Below are 14299 nucleotides of genomic sequence, written 5' to 3'. Positions count from 1 at the left end.
TTAAACGGCGCCTGCGCGCCGCTCGGCCCGCGCGATGCGCCGTTCCATGTAGGCACGCCATTCTGGATCGTCGAAGCGTACGCCATAGATCATCACGTCGTCAACGCGGTCGCCATAGCAGGCTGCACGCGGCAGGCAGCCCCATAAACTCATGCGGAATGCGCGGGCGACCATCAGGCTTTTGCGGTTGCCGCCGAGGATCCAGCAAGAAACGGCTTCGTAGCCATGGCGCGGCGCTTCGCGGTAGACTTCGGCGATCATCTTCATCGGCAAGGATTGTCCCTGCATGTCGTGCCGCACATAGATCGACAGGTCGCCGGTACGGTGGCAGACTTCCCGGCCCCAGACGATGGCGCGCAGCAAGGCCCAGGCGACAGGCTGGCCATCGTGCTCAATCACCCAATTCAGCCAGCCGTTGCGGCGCGATTCACGCAACAAATGGCCGACGTTGGCCGCATTGCTCTTGTTCAAGGTCGGCGAATGTCCGCCGCCGTTTACGGTTTCGTTATAGATGGCAGCGATCGCTTCGGCGTCCGTTTGCAGCGCTGTGCGCCAAACGAATGATCTATTCTGTTTCAAGCTTGTGTTCCTCAACGGTGACAGGGAGAGTCGTTGCGCAATGCCAGGCGCGGACGATATGGCGCGCGGTGGCGACGTCGATCGCGGCCGGCGCCGCTCGCGGCGTCTGGCCGGCGCTGACGCCGCATGGCAGGCGCAGGCGCAGGCGTTGCCAAAGGCCAGGCGCCAAGGCTTCGCAGGCCTGCTGTAGCTGCTGCCCGCCAATGTGCATCAGGGCCGCGGCGTCAGCCGGTGGCGCGAGATCCGGTTCCAGCGGCGCCAGCGGCCGCACGCGCGCCAGCCGCAATGCGGTGCGCCACTCCAGCGCACTGCCGGCATGGGCCAGGGGCTCGGTCAAGCCGCTCCGTGTAAAACCGGGCGTGCCAGCCCACCCGGCCATGCCCAGGAAGAGTTGCACCGCCGGCAGTTGTGCAGCCTGCCACGCGGCTGCAGGCAAGGAGCGCAGGGCGGGCGCGGCGGGCGGCGCCAGCAGCGGCAAATCATAGTGCAGGCAAAACAGCCGATAGGACAGGTGTTCCGAGGCCCCGCCTTGGCGTTCCAGGGCGATCCAGGGCGCGCCATCCGTCGCCTGCTCGCGCCAGCTGGGATCGGCCCCACGCCAGGGCGCGAACCACAGCGTGCGCCAGACGGCATCAAGCGCCTCGGAATCACATCGGGCCGTCGTCATCATGCTCGACCGTGTTCGTGACCTGCCGGCGGCGCCAGGCCCAGACGGCCGTGCTGCCGAGCGCCAGCAGCGCGGCACCGCAAACGCCCAGCCATACGAAGCGGTGATCGTCCGGCGGTGGGGGGGACGGCGTCGCCTGTTCGGCCGCGACAAATACCACTGACACGCTGTGGGCTGGGGACGGGGAGTCCGCCAGTCCGGGGATGCTGGCCAGTACCAGTTGCCGGATGCGGCTCTCGTAGGCGACCGGGTCCCAGCCCGGACGGAATTTGATCAACACGGCGCATGAGGACGGCAGCACCGGTTCTCCCGCCACGATGCGTTCAGGCAGCACCGGGTGGACGCGGGCCAGCACCACACCGTCGATTTGCGACAGGGTATTTTCCAGCTCCGCCGCCAGCACCGACAGATAGCGCGCGCGCTCTTCGGTCGGGGTGGAGATCATGCCGTCCTTCTTGAACACCTCGCCCATCCGGGCAAAGCTGTCGCGCGGCAAGCCGCGCTCGTGCAGCAGGGCGACTGCCGTGGCCAGTTCGGCTTCGCCGACACTGACGACGAAACCTTGCTTGGCACTGCTTTTGTCGGCGCTGATGCCATGGTCGCGCAGGACGGCGACGATCTCGTTGGCGTCGCCTTCGGGCAGGCCGGTATACAGCTGGAGCGGGTGTGAGCATGCGGCCAGCATCAGGCAAGCGCATAGCAATGCCGCGCGCCAGCGGCGCAGGGGAGCGGACATCGGCGGCCTAACTCAATTTGGTCAGCTGGTCCACCGCGCTCACAGTCTTGCCCACCACCTTGGCAATCAGGTCGTTCTGTACACCTTGATCGACCAGTTCATTGGTGATTTTCACGATGCTGGCGGGGTCGCGTGTGGTTTGAACCTGCTCGATCTGTCGCGCCAGGCTACGCCGGTTCCGGCTCAATGCGTCTGTCAGCTCTTGCAATGCGCTGCCGGTGCGGCCCGGCTTGAGCACGGACCCAGGCAGAGGGGCCTGCAAGGCTTGGCGAAACACATCGACGTCGCGTGCGGCTGCGCTGTCAGCACCCGCCGCGCGAAGCGTGGCGGCACGTGCCGCAGCCACGCGCCCAAGCATGGCCGGCGCGCTCATCGTGGCGCCTCCAGCAGCTCCTGTTCCGGCAGCAGTTCCTCCAGATCGATCATGACCAGCATCTTGGCCGTTTCGATCAATGCGCGGCTCAGCGGGGTAGTGGCCGGCAATTCGTCGAACGCCTCGGCCAGGAAGCGCAGCAGGTCCTGGCGTTCCATCAAGCCCTCCAGCACGCACTGCTTGTAGACGGTGATCGCCTGGCCATATGCAGTGGCCTCTTCCTGATCGGCGTTCGGTCCTGCCTGGGCCATCGCTGCCGGGTCGGCGGGAAAATCGGCGATCTCCAGTTCGCGTGCGCGCGCCAGCATGTCGACCAGGCTGGTTTGTACATTCAGTGAGAGCTGGGCAGTACGGATGGTACTGGACAGCATGCCTAACGCTTTGTCGGCGGTATGGCGATCTGCGCCCTGCGCTACGGTGCCGTGCTGAATGAACTCGCTCCAGCGGCCGCCATCTTGCGGCGCGGCAAAGGTGCAGGGATGGTCGTCCATGAGCCGTGCGATGCATGCGCGTTGTTGTGCCAAGCGCGGAGTGATATCAAGTTTGATTGCTTCGGACATTGCTTATCCTTGAAAAAAAAGCCAGTGCGTCGGCGCAAACGCACTGGCAAAAAATGTTAGAACGGCATTTGCAACATGCGCTGGGTACCGCACATGGCATACTGGGCCAGGCCTCCCAGGAAGCCGCCGCGGAAGCCGTCGCTCATGCCCTGGAACATGGAACCGAAATTGCGCAGCATATTGCCAATGCCGTAACCCATGTTGTACTGGGGGCCGCCGAAGCCGAAGGGGCCGCCGCCGAACGGCATGCCGCCGCCGAATGGCATGCCGCCACCCGGGTTTTCATTGATATGGACGCTGCGGTCAATATAGACTGGCCGGGTATCGATAGGAGTAGCCATACTTTTCCTTTCCTTGGTTGATTAAGAAACTACAGTCGGATTGAAGTGAGAAAGCCGTAGACAGCGGTAGTCTGCTCGAGGCCGTTCTTCAAACGCGCGTTTTCCGTTTGGTACCGCATTTGTTGCCGGGCCAATTGATAAGCTTGAATCTGTGAGCTGATCGATTCGCTATTGGTCAAATCCTTTTCGTAATCCACGAAAGGATTGCTGCCGGGGGCGCTAATGTCAGGCATTTGATTCTCCTGTTGTTAAAGGGGGGGCGGCACAGTATGCCGCTTCCTCGTTAGTGCAAGGCGAAGAATGCACGGTTCGCTCTTTCGGTCTGATCAGAACGAGTTGCCAAGATTCAGACCGACCGCGTTGAGCACCTGGTGTGCGACGTTGGCAAGCGGGTTGCCAGACTGCGCAGGAGCGTTTTGTGCACCGGACGAGGCGCCGCCGCCAAGCACGCCGCCGATGACTTTTGGGATAATGCCAAGGATACCGCCGAGTAGTTGCATAAAGTTCTCCTTTAAATGCCGGCGTATGCCGGCGTGGTTGAAATGGCGATGTGAGCCGCCTATGAGCCAGGCAAGCCGTGGTAGCCCAAGCTGGCCACCGCCTGCATTGCCTGGTTGGTGAGCGTGAACAGTTCGAGTCCCATCCAGCGCCCGCTGATTGCCAGAGTTAAACCCACGGCAAGCAATTTGAATGAAAACGGCAAGGCCTGGTCTTGAATCGACAACAGCGTCTGCACCAGCGACAGCACTACACCGACCAGTACCGCCACCGCCAGGGGCGGTCCGGATAGCCAAAGTACGAGCAGCATGCCGCGCTGGAATAACGCAATTGTTTCGACCATATCCTTTCTCCTATGTGTAAGACAGCATCAATCCTTCCGCCAGCTTGCTCCAGCCGTCGACCATGACGAACAGCAGCATCTTCAGCGGCAAAGACACCACCATCGGCGACACCATCTGCATGCCAAGCGCCAGCAGGACATTCGACAGCAGCAGGTCGATCACCACAAAAGGCACATACAGCACAAAACCAACCTGGAAAGCCACTGTCAGCTCCGAGACGACGAATGCCGGAATCACAACGGCGTAATCGCGGTCGCTGGCCTCGTTGGCCAGGGTGGTGCCGCGCCACTGGCGCTGCGCCAACGCCAGGAAATGGCTGCGCGTTTCAGGGGCGGTGTGCTGGATCATGAAGCTGCGCAGCGGCTCGCCCGCGCGCGCCATCTCGCCAAGCGACAGGCCCGCGGTCCGTTCAGTCACAGTGCCGCCTTGCCCGGGCAAGCGTGCCGCCGCGTCATGAAACACCGGCGCCATCACCATCAGGCTGATCGCCAGCGCCACACCATAGATGGCGATGCTGGGCGGCACCTGTTGCACGCCGATGGCGTTACGCACAATGACCAGCACCATTGAAACCTTGAGAAAGCAGGTGGTGCAAATTAACAATAGCGGAAGCAGCGACAGCGCCGCCAGGAAGAGGGCGATGCCGATCGGGTCGACGTTGCTAATGCTCACGCGCCGCCTTCCAGCTTGATGATTTCGACCGCGAGCGTGCCGTCAACCTCGATCAGTTCGCCGGAGCCGATGCGGCGGCCGTTAGCGACGATGTCGACTGCCGGGCGCGCCGGCATTGACAACTCGATGACGGCGCCGGACGCCAGGCTGCGCAGCTCGTTGACAGTGAAGTTCGCATGTCCAGCGACGAAGTCGACCCGGATCGGTAAGTCGTCCAGAGCAACCGGCGCGTCGGCGCCATCGATTTCGCTTTCCCATTCCGTGCTGTCGTGTTCCATGCTTGCGCTTCTCCAAGAGTCAAAGTAGAGGGTGCCGTCGCTTGCCGTGTAAGCGATCAGTGCGTGCCGGCCGAGCTTGATGCGCACGCGGTTGTCTGAACCGTAGTACTGCATCGCAATGCGCACGGCATCGCCGGGCCGCAGGGTACGTAGCGTGCGTGCCGTAAGGTGTGAGGTGCCCAGCCACAGCCGCCCGTGGCACGGCAGGGCATCGACGGCGGGGCAAGCCGGCGGTGCGCCGGCTTGCCAGCCGTCGCAGTGCAGCCATGGCAGTGCACTGGCTGCCGGGCAGCGCAGCGCAGCGCTATGGCGAAAACCATTGCTACCGCAAAGGGTAAGCAGCAAGTGGACGTCGTCGGATGCTGCGGCAACGGGCTGTGTACTGCACGTAGCGTCGCCGCCGAGCGCTTGACGCAGGTCGTCATCGACCATGCCCCAGGCAAGCTGCAGCATGTCATGCATTACCGCAGCCGGCCAAGCGGGATCGAGCGCAATTCCGCCCGCAATCTGCAGCAGGGTGAATTCCCCTATCTGCAATTCACCGTGTGCATTGCGTAGCGCAAAGCCTGCCTCAACTGCGCCTGCCGCGGGCAACGCGGAACGACGCAACTCGAAACATTGCCATGGTCCTTGCGTTGCCTTCCAGATCAACCCGCTTGCCAGCCTGCGTGCCAGCTGCGCTTGCGCGGCGGGCATGCTGCGCAACGAGACGCGGCGGGCAGGGTGGCTGGATGGTGTGGTGTTGGCTGGCATTGGCGACCTTTCGGCATAGCGCCCCTAGGGCTTGGGCTGTAGTGGCACGCCGCCAGCGAACGGTTCGCCAAAAAAATACTGAACCGGCACCGCGGGCCAGCGCACTAAGCAGGCATGAATGATGAGTTGAATCCAGCTTTACTGATGCCGGTTGTGCGTCGTTTGCGGCTTGCTCCCGGTATGCCGCGCACGCCGGACGACGTGGTCCTGCCGCGCGAGCAGCTCGCCACCTGGCAGGAAGGCATGGAGCTGCTGCAATCCATGCGTGCGGCAGGGCAGGAAGAGGTCGAGGCAATGCGCCTCGCGGCGCAGGTCGAAGCCGAGGCAATCCGCGCGGCGGCCTACGACGATGCGGATGCCGTGCGCGCCGCGGCAGCCGACGATGCCCTGGCGCTGAAGCAGGAAGCCAGCCAGATGGTGTGGCGCGAAGCGCATGCTTTGCTGGAAGAGTTGCGGGGCCAGCGTGCGGCGTTGCAAACGGAGGCGGGACGTATGCTGGCACGACTGGCGCGGACGGCATTGCGGCGCCTGTTGCTTGAAGTGCCGCCAGGCTGGCCGGCGGTGTCCAGTGTGCGCCTTGTGTTGCGCGAATGGCGTGCGGCAGCTGGCACAAGCCAGGCGGTGCTGCGAGTGCATGCGCAAGACTATGACAGCTTGCCGGCGGAACTGCGCAGCGGTGACGCCTGGCAGTCCGTGGCCGATGCCTCGGTGGCGTCTGGGACATGTGTACTGACCGCTGGCGGGAGTGAACTGTCAGCCAATTTTTCCGCCAGCGTGAGCAGTCTCGTGGCAGCACTGGGCCGGCATGCGGGCGATATTTCGGAGGAAGCGCAATGAGTTACAACAATCCCTTGAGCCGTTTTGTCAGCGGCTTCGGCAACACCCTGCAGAATTTTGACAAAGCCATGAACGACCTCAGTCCTAGCGATCCGGCGCAACAGAAAGCTTACGTCGCGGCCTTTCAGGAAGTGCAAATGGCAGTGTGGGCTGCCAAAGTCGCCACCCAACGGCGCCATAGCTTGCTCTCGAAAATCATGACGGAGATCCGATGACGGATGGCCTGCCGACGCCAGTGACGGCTGGCATGGAGATGGAGGCGCTGCACGCCGCGGCTGTCGCCAGCCTGGCCAGTCTGGAGCAAACCGGATCGGCTGAAATCGCGCTGCCGGGACGCACGCTGCAGCTTTCGCTGCACGAGGACTCCGCATGGCTAACAGGTGAACTGGCGCTGGCGCAGCCACTGGACGATGTGCTGTTTGCGCGTTTATGTGCCATGGCGCTGCCGGCCAGCGCGCATCATGCTGCCAGCCTCAGCTATAGCCATGCGGCTGCCGCATTGCGCTTCGTGCGTCGCCTGCCGGCACGGGACAGGGCTTCCCTGCTGGACGAAATCGAGGCGATGCTGAACCAGATCGACGCCTGGCTGCTTTTGCTCACATCGGCCCCAGCAGGAGGGCGAGCATGCTGAGACCGTTGGGCCAATTGGCTGCAGGCGCGGCACTGCTGCTGGCGCTGGGCGTGTCCGTCACGCCTTGTTCCGCTGCCATGCCCGCTTCCTGGAACGATACGCTGTACAGCTATCGCGGCGAAGCATCGACCCTGGGCGAGCGCCTGCAAGCGTTTGCCCGCACCATGGGCTTGCGTCTGAGTCTGCGGGATGGCGCCCTGACCCGCGCGCCGGTGCCGTTCGATCCACATGCGGCTCAGGCCAGCGTCTACCTGGACCGCCTGGCGGCGGCGCAGCGCTTCCAGTGGTTCGTCTATCACGGAGTGCTGTATGTGTCGGCTGCGGATGCACAGGTGACCGAGCGTGTCAGTTTGGCCGGCCTTGATAGTGCGGGCGCGCGCCAGGCCTTGGAGGGCCTCGGTCTGTTTGAGTCCAAGTTCGGATGGGGAGGTGGTGACGATAGCAACAGCACGGTAATTGTCGCCGGTCCGCCAGACTATGTCCGCCTGCTAAAGAGCGTTCTGGAGCATAAGGACGAGAACAAGGAGACGCCGCAGCCCATGCTGTTCCGCCTGAAATACGCACTTGCGGCCGATCATCAAACCACTGTACGCGAGCAGCTCTTGATTCAGCCGGGTGTGGCAACGCTGCTCAGCCAGATGGTGGCGGGGCGACGTCCCGAGCCCTTTGGCGGGCCGGGACCGATCGCCCTGGCACGTGCGGCGCAACGCAACGAACCGGTGCCGCCAGGCGCGCCTCCGGCCGCGCCGGTACCTGCGACCGTCGAAGCTTATGCGCCCTTGAATGCCGTGCTGGTACGCGACCTGCCCGAACGGCGCGCCATGTACCAGGACTTGATCACGGCACTGGATGTGCCGGTCGAGCAGGTGGAAATCCTGGTGACCATCGTCGACGCCAAGCGCGGCACGCTGCGCGATTGGTCGGCCGGCCTGTCGCTGCTGGGCGGAAAGATGGGGGGCCGGTTTTCTCACGCTGGCGGCGATGCTGAGCAAGGTGGCGCCAATCTTGTGTTGTGGTCGCTCGGCAAGCTGAATCTGGAAATGCGTGCACTGGAATCGGAAGGCGCGCTGCGCGTGGTGTCGCGTCCCTCGCTGCTCACGCTCGACAATGTCGATGCTGTGCTGGACATGAGCCAGTCGGCTTACGTCAAGCTGCTGGGCGAGCGCACTGCCGACTTGAAGAGCTTGACCGCCGGCACCTTGCTGAAGGTGACCCCGCGCGTGATTGCCGATGCAGCCGACCCCACCATCCATCTGCTGGTGGACATCGAGGACGGCAGGCTGATCACGGCAGGCGACGGTAGCAGCAGTGCGACGACCGAGCGCAATAGTATCAGCACCCAAGCCCTGGTGCACCCGGGCCAGGCCCTGGTGGTCGGGGGCTACCGCCGCGAACAAACGCAAAACGGACAGGAGCGCGTTCCCGTGTTGAGCAAGATTCCACTGCTGGGGCGCTTGTTCTCGGCCGACAGCGATAAGAAGGATGAGCTGGAGCGCCTGTTCATTCTAACGGCGCGCGTCGTGGGACACGACGCGGCAGCGGACGCTACCTTGCCTGTACCAAGCGCCTCCCATTCAGACAAAGGCTAAGCGATGGCAGAAGCGATTTCACGTGGTGCGTTCCCCACCTACGTCCCGCGCGAGCAAGCAAAGGCGGATGGCCCGAGCCAGGGAGGGTATTCGCAGCAAGGCCTGGTCAACGCCATGGAAGAACTGACCTTCCAGGTCAGCGAAGTGGTGGAAGCGACCCAGCTCGCGCTGGAGCAGCGCTTCGATGTGGACATGCACGCCCTGCATGACGAAGAAGAGGCGTCAGTGGAGGAAGTGTGCGCCGTGCTGCGTCTGTTGGAGGGACGCGACCTGTTCGATCAGCTGCGCGGCCGTGCGCGCCTGTTCGCCAAGGCCTTCAGCGAAGGGCGGCGCGAGGCGATGGATTACCTGACCGATGGCCTGCAGCCGCAGCACCGCTGGGCGGTGCTGCGCCTTGCCACCCGGGCCATGGCCGACGAATCGGCCAACCGGCTTAATGCCGAGGCCCATGCGCTGGCCATGCAGTATCCGGCGCCGCTGAACAGTATTTTCCGCGCCTTGCCGGCGATGCGCGCCGCGCCGCCCCCCGCGCCAACGTCGCCATTGCCTGGCGTGGAGCGCCACTACTGCGAGCTGCTGGCCAGCAAGCCGACGGTGCGCACCGTGCTCGATGTGCTGGCCGAAGTGGGCGGAACCACCGATGCGACCAAGACGTTGAACGCCATGCAAAGTGCCTGGGCTGGGCAAGTGGGACGGTTGGAGCAGATCGCCGTGTTCATCATTGTCAGCCGCCTGGCAGGGGCGGTGCGCACCATGGTCGAACACGGGAGGGCGCTACAGCGCTACCCGGGGGCCGTGGCAGGCGATGCCGTGCTGCCGTTCAAACATGCGCGGGCCATGATCGACATCGCCAATTCTTCGGTGCCGGCCGGCATGCTGGACAAGCTGGCCGCCGCCGTGCTGGGACAATCGGCGCCGCGCAAACGGCGCCAGGCCTTGTTCAGTTATTTGTACGGGCAAGCGCTGCGCTGGCCGGACCTGGTGTGGACGACACCCGACAGCAAGCCGCTTGTGCTGCAGCAGCTGGTACGCAAGCAATCGAATTGAGACGGGGGCTCCGGAGCGAAGGTGAGCTGGTCCTAGTCGCCATCGCGCCGGTGTGAACCCGTCTTAGAAAGTGGCGTCGCAGTTTCGCTCTCGGACTACGCGCCGCTAGGATGCACCTCGCATCACGCAGCCGGACTAACCGGTCCGGTTTTTAAATCTACTTTCATTTGAAAGGCATTACATGAAACACTCCAAAGCAAACCTGATCGTTGGCGCACTGCTGGCCGCTGCTTCCATCGTGCCGGCTGTATCGCACGCAGCGGATGGCACCATCACCTTCACCGGCAAGGTGCTGGCTCAATCTTGCAAGGTCAACACTGGTAAGGGCGATCTCACTGTACCGCTGCCATCTGCTGTCGCTGGGTCGCTGGCTACGGCAGGCCAGCGCGCCGGCCGTGTTCCATTCACGCTGAGCCTGACCGAGTGTGACGACCAAGCGGGCAAGGTAAGCGCGCTCTTCGTGCCTGGTGCGCTGGATGCCAATTCCGGCAAGCTGAAAAACAACCTGACGGGTAAGGACGCCGCTACCAACGTCGGCATTGCGCTGCTGAACAGTGACGGTAAGGACATGAATCTGGCTGCCGTTACCCCGGCGGACCAAGGTTCGAGTGCTGCTACCGTGTCCGGCAAGAAGGCCGAACTGAAGTACTTCGCCGAGTACGCTGCGCTGGGCGCGGCGACCCCCGGTGCCGTGACTTCCACTGCGACTTACACCATCCAGTACCTGTGATGCATTAAGTAAGCAGGGCGTCGATGGCTTGGCTGGGCATCGGCGCCTTTTTCAGCACGTATTTCAATTTGACCAAGATCGGAATCGCGATATGTTAGTACGACCTTCTTTCTTTTCGATGCTGCTGGCGGTGGGTATGGTGATCAGTGCCGGCACGGCCAACGCCAACATTATCATTTCCGGCACCCGTGTTATCTATCCGGCCGACGAGCGCGAAGTCACGGTTAAGCTGAGTAATGAAGGCAAGACTTCGGTGCTGGCCCAAGTGTGGCTGGACGACGGCGATGCCTCCGCTACGCCGGGCTCGGCCAAAGTGCCTTTTGCTCTGACGCCACCCTTGTCCCGCATAGATCCGCGTAAGGGACAGCACCTGCGCCTGATGTACACGCATGACGCGCTGCCGAAGGATAAGGAATCCCTATTCTGGCTCAACGTTCTGGAAGTGCCGCCGCGCGCCGAAAAAGGGGAACGTCCGCAGAATATGCTGCAGCTGGCTATTCGCAGCCGTATCAAAGTATTTTTCCGTCCCGCGGGCCTGCCGGGAGACCCGCGTGACGCCGCGGCCAAAGTGCACTGGGCCTGGAGAAAGGCCGAGTCAGGGAACTACGTCCTGACCGCAACCAATCCCACTCCTTACCACGTTACGTTCAGCAAGCTGACTGCGAGCGCCGGCAATGCCAGCTATGAAAGCGAGGCGGGCGGTATGGTGGCGCCCGGTGCGACCCAGGAATTTCCGGTCGGGCACCTGAGCGCTGCGCCAGCCGGTGCGCTCAAGGTCAAGTACACCTTCCTCAACGACTACGGCGGCGGCTCTAACGGCGACGTTGCCGCGCCCTGAACAGCATTTCCCGCTTGCAGTAGCGCGGCAGCTCCGCGCCCCCTTAACTGAACGAATCATCACTATGAGTTATCACCAACCACCCTCCGGGTGCGGACGCGACCGTCTTGTGTTGCGCCGCATCTGTGCGGCAATGCTGGGCGTTTTTTCTGTCCATCTGTGCCTGCCAGCCAGTGCCGAAAGCAGTTCGGAGTCGATGCAATTCAATGAGCAATTTCTGATGGGCGGTGGCGGCGGTGCCGTCGACCTGTCGCGCTTTGCGCGCGGCAACCCGGTGACGCCGGGAGATTACCTGGTTGACCTTATCGTCAACGGCGAATGGCGCGGACGCACTTCAGTACGCTTTGTTGCCAGCCCCGGTGTCGCGAATGCTAGTGCTTGTCTTGACAAGGCGCTGATCGGCCGCCTTGGTCTCGATTACGCTATTCTGTCCAGCAGGAGCCGCGCCGAGCTGGCGCAAGCGCAGGCGGGCCAGTGCGCTGCGCTGGGCCGACTCGTCCCGGCTGCCACCGAGCACTTCGACACGGGCGAACTGCGCCTGGAGTTGAACCTGCCGCAGGCGGCGTTGCTGAAACAGCCACGCGGTTACGTCAGCCCCGAGCTGTGGGATGCCGGCGTAACGTCGGCTACGCTGGCATATGATTTCAACACCTTCCACAGCGGCCGCGACACCAGCGACTACCTGGGCTTGCGCGCCGGCTTGAATATCGGCGACTGGCACCTGCGCCATAACTCATCGATGATGCGCGACAACAAGGGGCGGCGCAGTTTCGACAATATCTCCACTTACGTTCAGCGTGATCTGCCGTCGCTGCAGAGCCAGCTGCGCGTGGGCGACGCCTTCACCGATGGCGCCGTGTTCGATAGCATTGGCATCCGAGGCCTGACCGTGGCGACCGACGACAATATGCTGCCCGATTCGCTGCGCGGCTATGCACCGCTGATCCAGGGGGTGGCGCGTACGAATGCGCGCGTCACGGTGACCCAGAACGGCATGACGCTGCTGGAAACCACCGTGGCCCCCGGCCCATTCAAGATCAGTGACCTGTACGCCACCGGTTATGGCGGCAATCTGCTGGTGACGGTGACGGAGGCAGACGGCAGCCAGCATAGCTCGGTGGTGCCGTTTGCCTCGGTCGCGCAACTGCTGCGGCCAGGCACCATGCGTTACAGCGTATCGGCTGGGCGCTTGCGGGATGGCCGCTTGAACAATGGCGATGCCTTGTTGCAGGGTACCTTGCAGCGTGGCCTGAACAATATGGTAACCGCCTATGGCGGTGTGACCGCCACCCAGCACTATTGGGCTGTGACGGGGGGCGCCGCCTTCAATACTTCGCTGGGCGCTTTGTCCGCCGACCTGACCCAGGCGCGCGCGGAGTTCGCGCGTACCGCGCCGGCCACGGGGCAGAGTCTGCGTCTGCGTTACAGCAAGCGCATGGCCTCGACCGGTACCAACTTCAGCCTGGCGGCCCTGCGCTATTCCTCGCGCGGCTATTGGAACTTGAGCGATACGGCGCTGGTGCGCGATTACCAGGCTCGCGGCTGGGAATCGCTGAGCATCGATCGCCCACGTGAACAATTGCAGTTGATGCTGAGTCAAGAGTTCGGGGAAGGCGGCGGCGTGCTGTCGCTGTCCGGTGTCGCTGGCCGCTATTGGAACCGGCCAGGGGCGGGGACCGATTTCACTTTGCGCTACAACAACTCTCTGACCGCGTTGGGCACCAATGTCAGTTACGACATTTCAGCCGGCCGCCAGCGCGACATGCTGAGCGGGCAGATGGATAATCGCATTGCCCTGCGCCTGTCGGTGCCGTTCGGCCGTGGCACACAGGCGCCGATGATGTCGCTGAGCGCCACCCACGATCGCGGCGGCACCAGCCAACTTGCCGAGCTGAGCGGAAGCTATGGTGAAGACAATGCCCTCAGTTACGGCGTGCGGGCTGGGCACGGACAGGATGCCGATTTCGGCGCCAATGTCTCTTACCGGACGCAATTTGCAGCGCTGCGTGCCACCGGCAGCCGCAGCCAGGGCTATTCGCAATGGTCGGGCGGAGTATCCGGCGGCGTGGTGGTGCACCCTGGCGGCGTGACGCTGGCGAACGATCTGGGCGATACAGTCGCCGTATTGGAAGCGAAGTCGGCCAAAGGGGCCAGCGTCTTCAATGCGCCAGGTGTGAAGGTCGACGGGCGAGGTTATGCGGTGGTGCCTTACATGACGCCATATCGCATGAACAATGTCGAAATCGATCCCAAAGGCGCGGCAAGCAATGTTGACTTTACGAGCACCAGCGCACAAGTGGCGCCACGTGCCAATTCGGTGGTGATGGTGCGCTTTGGTACCGTGACCGGACGTGCCGCGCTTCTCACATTGACCGGCGCCGATGGTGCTCCATTGCCGTTCGGTTCGACTGTCCGCGACGCTCAAGGTGTCGAGGTTGGCGTTGTCGGACAGGGGGGGCAGCTGTACGTGCGTGGAATCGAGGATAGAGGCCACCTTTACGCGGATTGGGGTGATGGAGCAGCACAGCGTTGCGACTTCGACTATCACTTGCAGCAGCAAGCGGGAGCGGCGAGCCCATTTTCCCGTAGCAGTGCAGTCTGTGTGGCGCAGCACCGGACGGCGGATGAATCCAGTGTCAAGCAAGGTCCGACAGGGCCGGGCGCGCTGACCGAATCTGCTTCAAATGCCGCATCGGGTTCGCCATGAAGAAATTTCCGGTGTCGCGTGGAAGCCATTTCAACGCCATCTGTCTGCATCGCGGCCGCGTTTCTCGTCTGGCCCGATTATGCGCCAGCGCACGTAAAGCAGGCACTTGCACGGGGCCT

Annotated in this window: 19 protein-coding genes; 8 read left to right on the top strand and 11 right to left on the bottom strand. The window is 63.2% G+C overall.

Annotated elements, in window-relative coordinates; translation table 11 throughout:
* From ACN9MW_RS20610 to sctQ, 11 genes are all read right to left on the bottom strand, one after another.
* Positions 1 to 579: a GNAT family N-acetyltransferase gene (locus ACN9MW_RS20610; RefSeq protein ID WP_426162397.1), complete on the bottom strand. Its 579-nt coding sequence runs from the start codon at positions 577 to 579 to the stop codon at positions 1 to 3.
* A complete protein-coding gene (locus ACN9MW_RS20605; protein ID WP_426162395.1) occupies positions 566 to 1249 on the bottom strand; it encodes a hypothetical protein in 684 nt (227 codons plus the stop codon). The genes ACN9MW_RS20610 and ACN9MW_RS20605 overlap by 14 nt, the downstream gene beginning before the upstream one ends.
* On the bottom strand, positions 1227 to 1982 hold the full coding sequence (gene sctJ / locus ACN9MW_RS20600) for a type III secretion system inner membrane ring lipoprotein SctJ (RefSeq protein ID WP_426162393.1): 756 nt from the start codon (positions 1980 to 1982) through the stop codon (positions 1227 to 1229). The genes ACN9MW_RS20605 and sctJ overlap by 23 nt, the downstream gene beginning before the upstream one ends.
* Before the next feature lie 7 nt (positions 1983 to 1989).
* On the bottom strand, positions 1990 to 2355 hold the full coding sequence (locus ACN9MW_RS20595) for an EscI/YscI/HrpB family type III secretion system inner rod protein (protein WP_426162392.1): 366 nt from the start codon (positions 2353 to 2355) through the stop codon (positions 1990 to 1992).
* On the bottom strand, positions 2352 to 2915 hold the full coding sequence (locus ACN9MW_RS20590) for a hypothetical protein (RefSeq protein ID WP_426162391.1): 564 nt from the start codon (positions 2913 to 2915) through the stop codon (positions 2352 to 2354). Before ACN9MW_RS20590 ends, ACN9MW_RS20595 begins: the two co-directional genes overlap by 4 nt.
* A gap of 56 nt (positions 2916 to 2971) precedes the next feature.
* Entirely contained in the window at positions 2972 to 3256 is a 285-nt protein-coding gene (locus ACN9MW_RS20585) for a hypothetical protein (RefSeq protein ID WP_426162390.1), read from the bottom strand.
* Between the two features lie 29 nt (positions 3257 to 3285).
* Positions 3286 to 3489: a hypothetical protein gene (locus ACN9MW_RS20580; RefSeq protein ID WP_426162388.1), complete on the bottom strand. Its 204-nt coding sequence runs from the start codon at positions 3487 to 3489 to the stop codon at positions 3286 to 3288.
* Between the two features lie 93 nt (positions 3490 to 3582).
* Complete coding sequence (locus ACN9MW_RS20575) at positions 3583 to 3756, bottom strand: hypothetical protein (protein ID WP_426162387.1); 174 nt, start codon at positions 3754 to 3756, stop codon at positions 3583 to 3585.
* A 59-nt stretch (positions 3757 to 3815) separates the two neighbouring features.
* Positions 3816 to 4097 (bottom strand): type III secretion system export apparatus subunit SctS, encoded by a 282-nt coding sequence (sctS, locus tag ACN9MW_RS20570; RefSeq protein ID WP_426162385.1) that lies wholly within the window; start codon positions 4095 to 4097, stop codon positions 3816 to 3818.
* Between the two features lie 10 nt (positions 4098 to 4107).
* Positions 4108 to 4770, bottom strand: coding sequence for a type III secretion system export apparatus subunit SctR (gene sctR / locus ACN9MW_RS20565; RefSeq protein WP_426162384.1), 663 nt, complete (start codon positions 4768 to 4770; stop codon positions 4108 to 4110).
* Positions 4767 to 5801 carry a type III secretion system cytoplasmic ring protein SctQ gene (gene sctQ / locus ACN9MW_RS20560; protein ID WP_426162382.1) on the bottom strand — a complete coding sequence of 345 codons (1035 nt, stop codon included), beginning with the start codon at positions 5799 to 5801 and terminating at the stop codon, positions 4767 to 4769. Before sctQ ends, sctR begins: the two co-directional genes overlap by 4 nt.
* 114 nt (positions 5802 to 5915) lie before the next feature.
* On the opposite strand from sctQ, the gene ACN9MW_RS20555 reads away from it, so the two are divergent.
* From ACN9MW_RS20555 to ACN9MW_RS20520, 8 genes are all read left to right on the top strand, one after another.
* On the top strand, positions 5916 to 6638 hold the full coding sequence (locus ACN9MW_RS20555) for an HrpE/YscL family type III secretion apparatus protein (protein WP_426162381.1): 723 nt from the start codon (positions 5916 to 5918) through the stop codon (positions 6636 to 6638).
* Complete coding sequence (locus ACN9MW_RS20550) at positions 6635 to 6853, top strand: hypothetical protein (RefSeq protein WP_426162380.1); 219 nt, start codon at positions 6635 to 6637, stop codon at positions 6851 to 6853. Before ACN9MW_RS20555 ends, ACN9MW_RS20550 begins: the two co-directional genes overlap by 4 nt.
* Positions 6850 to 7269, top strand: a complete 420-nt coding sequence (locus tag ACN9MW_RS20545; RefSeq protein WP_426162379.1) for a hypothetical protein — start codon at positions 6850 to 6852, stop codon at positions 7267 to 7269. The genes ACN9MW_RS20550 and ACN9MW_RS20545 overlap by 4 nt, the downstream gene beginning before the upstream one ends.
* Positions 7263 to 8858 carry a type III secretion system outer membrane ring subunit SctC gene (gene sctC, locus ACN9MW_RS20540; protein WP_426162378.1) on the top strand — a complete coding sequence of 532 codons (1596 nt, stop codon included), beginning with the start codon at positions 7263 to 7265 and terminating at the stop codon, positions 8856 to 8858. The genes ACN9MW_RS20545 and sctC overlap by 7 nt, the downstream gene beginning before the upstream one ends.
* Positions 8859 to 8861: 3 nt before the next feature.
* Positions 8862 to 9905 carry a hypothetical protein gene (locus ACN9MW_RS20535; RefSeq protein WP_426162377.1) on the top strand — a complete coding sequence of 348 codons (1044 nt, stop codon included), beginning with the start codon at positions 8862 to 8864 and terminating at the stop codon, positions 9903 to 9905.
* A 181-nt stretch (positions 9906 to 10086) separates the two neighbouring features.
* Positions 10087 to 10635, top strand: coding sequence for a fimbrial protein (locus ACN9MW_RS20530; RefSeq protein ID WP_426162376.1), 549 nt, complete (start codon positions 10087 to 10089; stop codon positions 10633 to 10635).
* Positions 10636 to 10726: 91 nt separating this feature from the next.
* The gene (locus ACN9MW_RS20525; RefSeq protein WP_426162375.1) at positions 10727 to 11473 is read left to right on the top strand and encodes a fimbria/pilus periplasmic chaperone; all 747 of its coding nucleotides are present in this window, start codon (positions 10727 to 10729) and stop codon (positions 11471 to 11473) included.
* 196 nt (positions 11474 to 11669) lie between these two features.
* Positions 11670 to 14180 (top strand): fimbria/pilus outer membrane usher protein, encoded by a 2511-nt coding sequence (locus ACN9MW_RS20520; RefSeq protein ID WP_426162373.1) that lies wholly within the window; start codon positions 11670 to 11672, stop codon positions 14178 to 14180.
* Positions 14181 to 14299 lie beyond the last annotated feature (119 nt).

It is taken from the genome of Pseudoduganella sp. R-34, assembly GCF_049904655.1.
Taxonomy (GTDB): Bacteria; Pseudomonadota; Gammaproteobacteria; order Burkholderiales; family Burkholderiaceae_D; genus Rugamonas.
The sequence above is the reverse complement of the archived record's forward strand: the minus strand, read 5'-3'. Positions and strand labels throughout refer to the sequence as shown.

What these genes read in the sequence shown, in the direction of transcription:
- ACN9MW_RS20525 (WP_426162375.1), top strand. Translation starts at nt 10,727, where the DNA reads ATGTTAGTACGACCTTCTTTCTTTTCGATGCTGCTGGCGGTGGGTATG.
- ACN9MW_RS20535 (WP_426162377.1), top strand. Translation starts at nt 8,862, where the DNA reads ATGGCAGAAGCGATTTCACGTGGTGCGTTCCCCACCTACGTCCCGCGC.
- ACN9MW_RS20520 (WP_426162373.1), top strand. Translation starts at nt 11,670, where the DNA reads ATGCAATTCAATGAGCAATTTCTGATGGGCGGTGGCGGCGGTGCCGTC.
- ACN9MW_RS20530 (WP_426162376.1), top strand. Translation starts at nt 10,087, where the DNA reads ATGAAACACTCCAAAGCAAACCTGATCGTTGGCGCACTGCTGGCCGCT.
- ACN9MW_RS20555 (WP_426162381.1), top strand. Translation starts at nt 5,916, where the DNA reads ATGAATGATGAGTTGAATCCAGCTTTACTGATGCCGGTTGTGCGTCGT.
- ACN9MW_RS20575 (WP_426162387.1), bottom strand. Translation starts at nt 3,756, where the DNA reads ATGCAACTACTCGGCGGTATCCTTGGCATTATCCCAAAAGTCATCGGC.
- sctS (WP_426162385.1), bottom strand. Translation starts at nt 4,097, where the DNA reads ATGGTCGAAACAATTGCGTTATTCCAGCGCGGCATGCTGCTCGTACTT.
- ACN9MW_RS20605 (WP_426162395.1), bottom strand. Translation starts at nt 1,249, where the DNA reads ATGATGACGACGGCCCGATGTGATTCCGAGGCGCTTGATGCCGTCTGG.
- ACN9MW_RS20590 (WP_426162391.1), bottom strand. Translation starts at nt 2,915, where the DNA reads ATGTCCGAAGCAATCAAACTTGATATCACTCCGCGCTTGGCACAACAA.
- ACN9MW_RS20585 (WP_426162390.1), bottom strand. Translation starts at nt 3,256, where the DNA reads ATGGCTACTCCTATCGATACCCGGCCAGTCTATATTGACCGCAGCGTC.
- sctQ (WP_426162382.1), bottom strand. Translation starts at nt 5,801, where the DNA reads ATGCCAGCCAACACCACACCATCCAGCCACCCTGCCCGCCGCGTCTCG.
- sctC (WP_426162378.1), top strand. Translation starts at nt 7,263, where the DNA reads ATGCTGAGACCGTTGGGCCAATTGGCTGCAGGCGCGGCACTGCTGCTG.
- ACN9MW_RS20550 (WP_426162380.1), top strand. Translation starts at nt 6,635, where the DNA reads ATGAGTTACAACAATCCCTTGAGCCGTTTTGTCAGCGGCTTCGGCAAC.
- ACN9MW_RS20595 (WP_426162392.1), bottom strand. Translation starts at nt 2,355, where the DNA reads ATGAGCGCGCCGGCCATGCTTGGGCGCGTGGCTGCGGCACGTGCCGCC.
- ACN9MW_RS20545 (WP_426162379.1), top strand. Translation starts at nt 6,850, where the DNA reads ATGACGGATGGCCTGCCGACGCCAGTGACGGCTGGCATGGAGATGGAG.
- ACN9MW_RS20580 (WP_426162388.1), bottom strand. Translation starts at nt 3,489, where the DNA reads ATGCCTGACATTAGCGCCCCCGGCAGCAATCCTTTCGTGGATTACGAA.
- sctJ (WP_426162393.1), bottom strand. Translation starts at nt 1,982, where the DNA reads ATGTCCGCTCCCCTGCGCCGCTGGCGCGCGGCATTGCTATGCGCTTGC.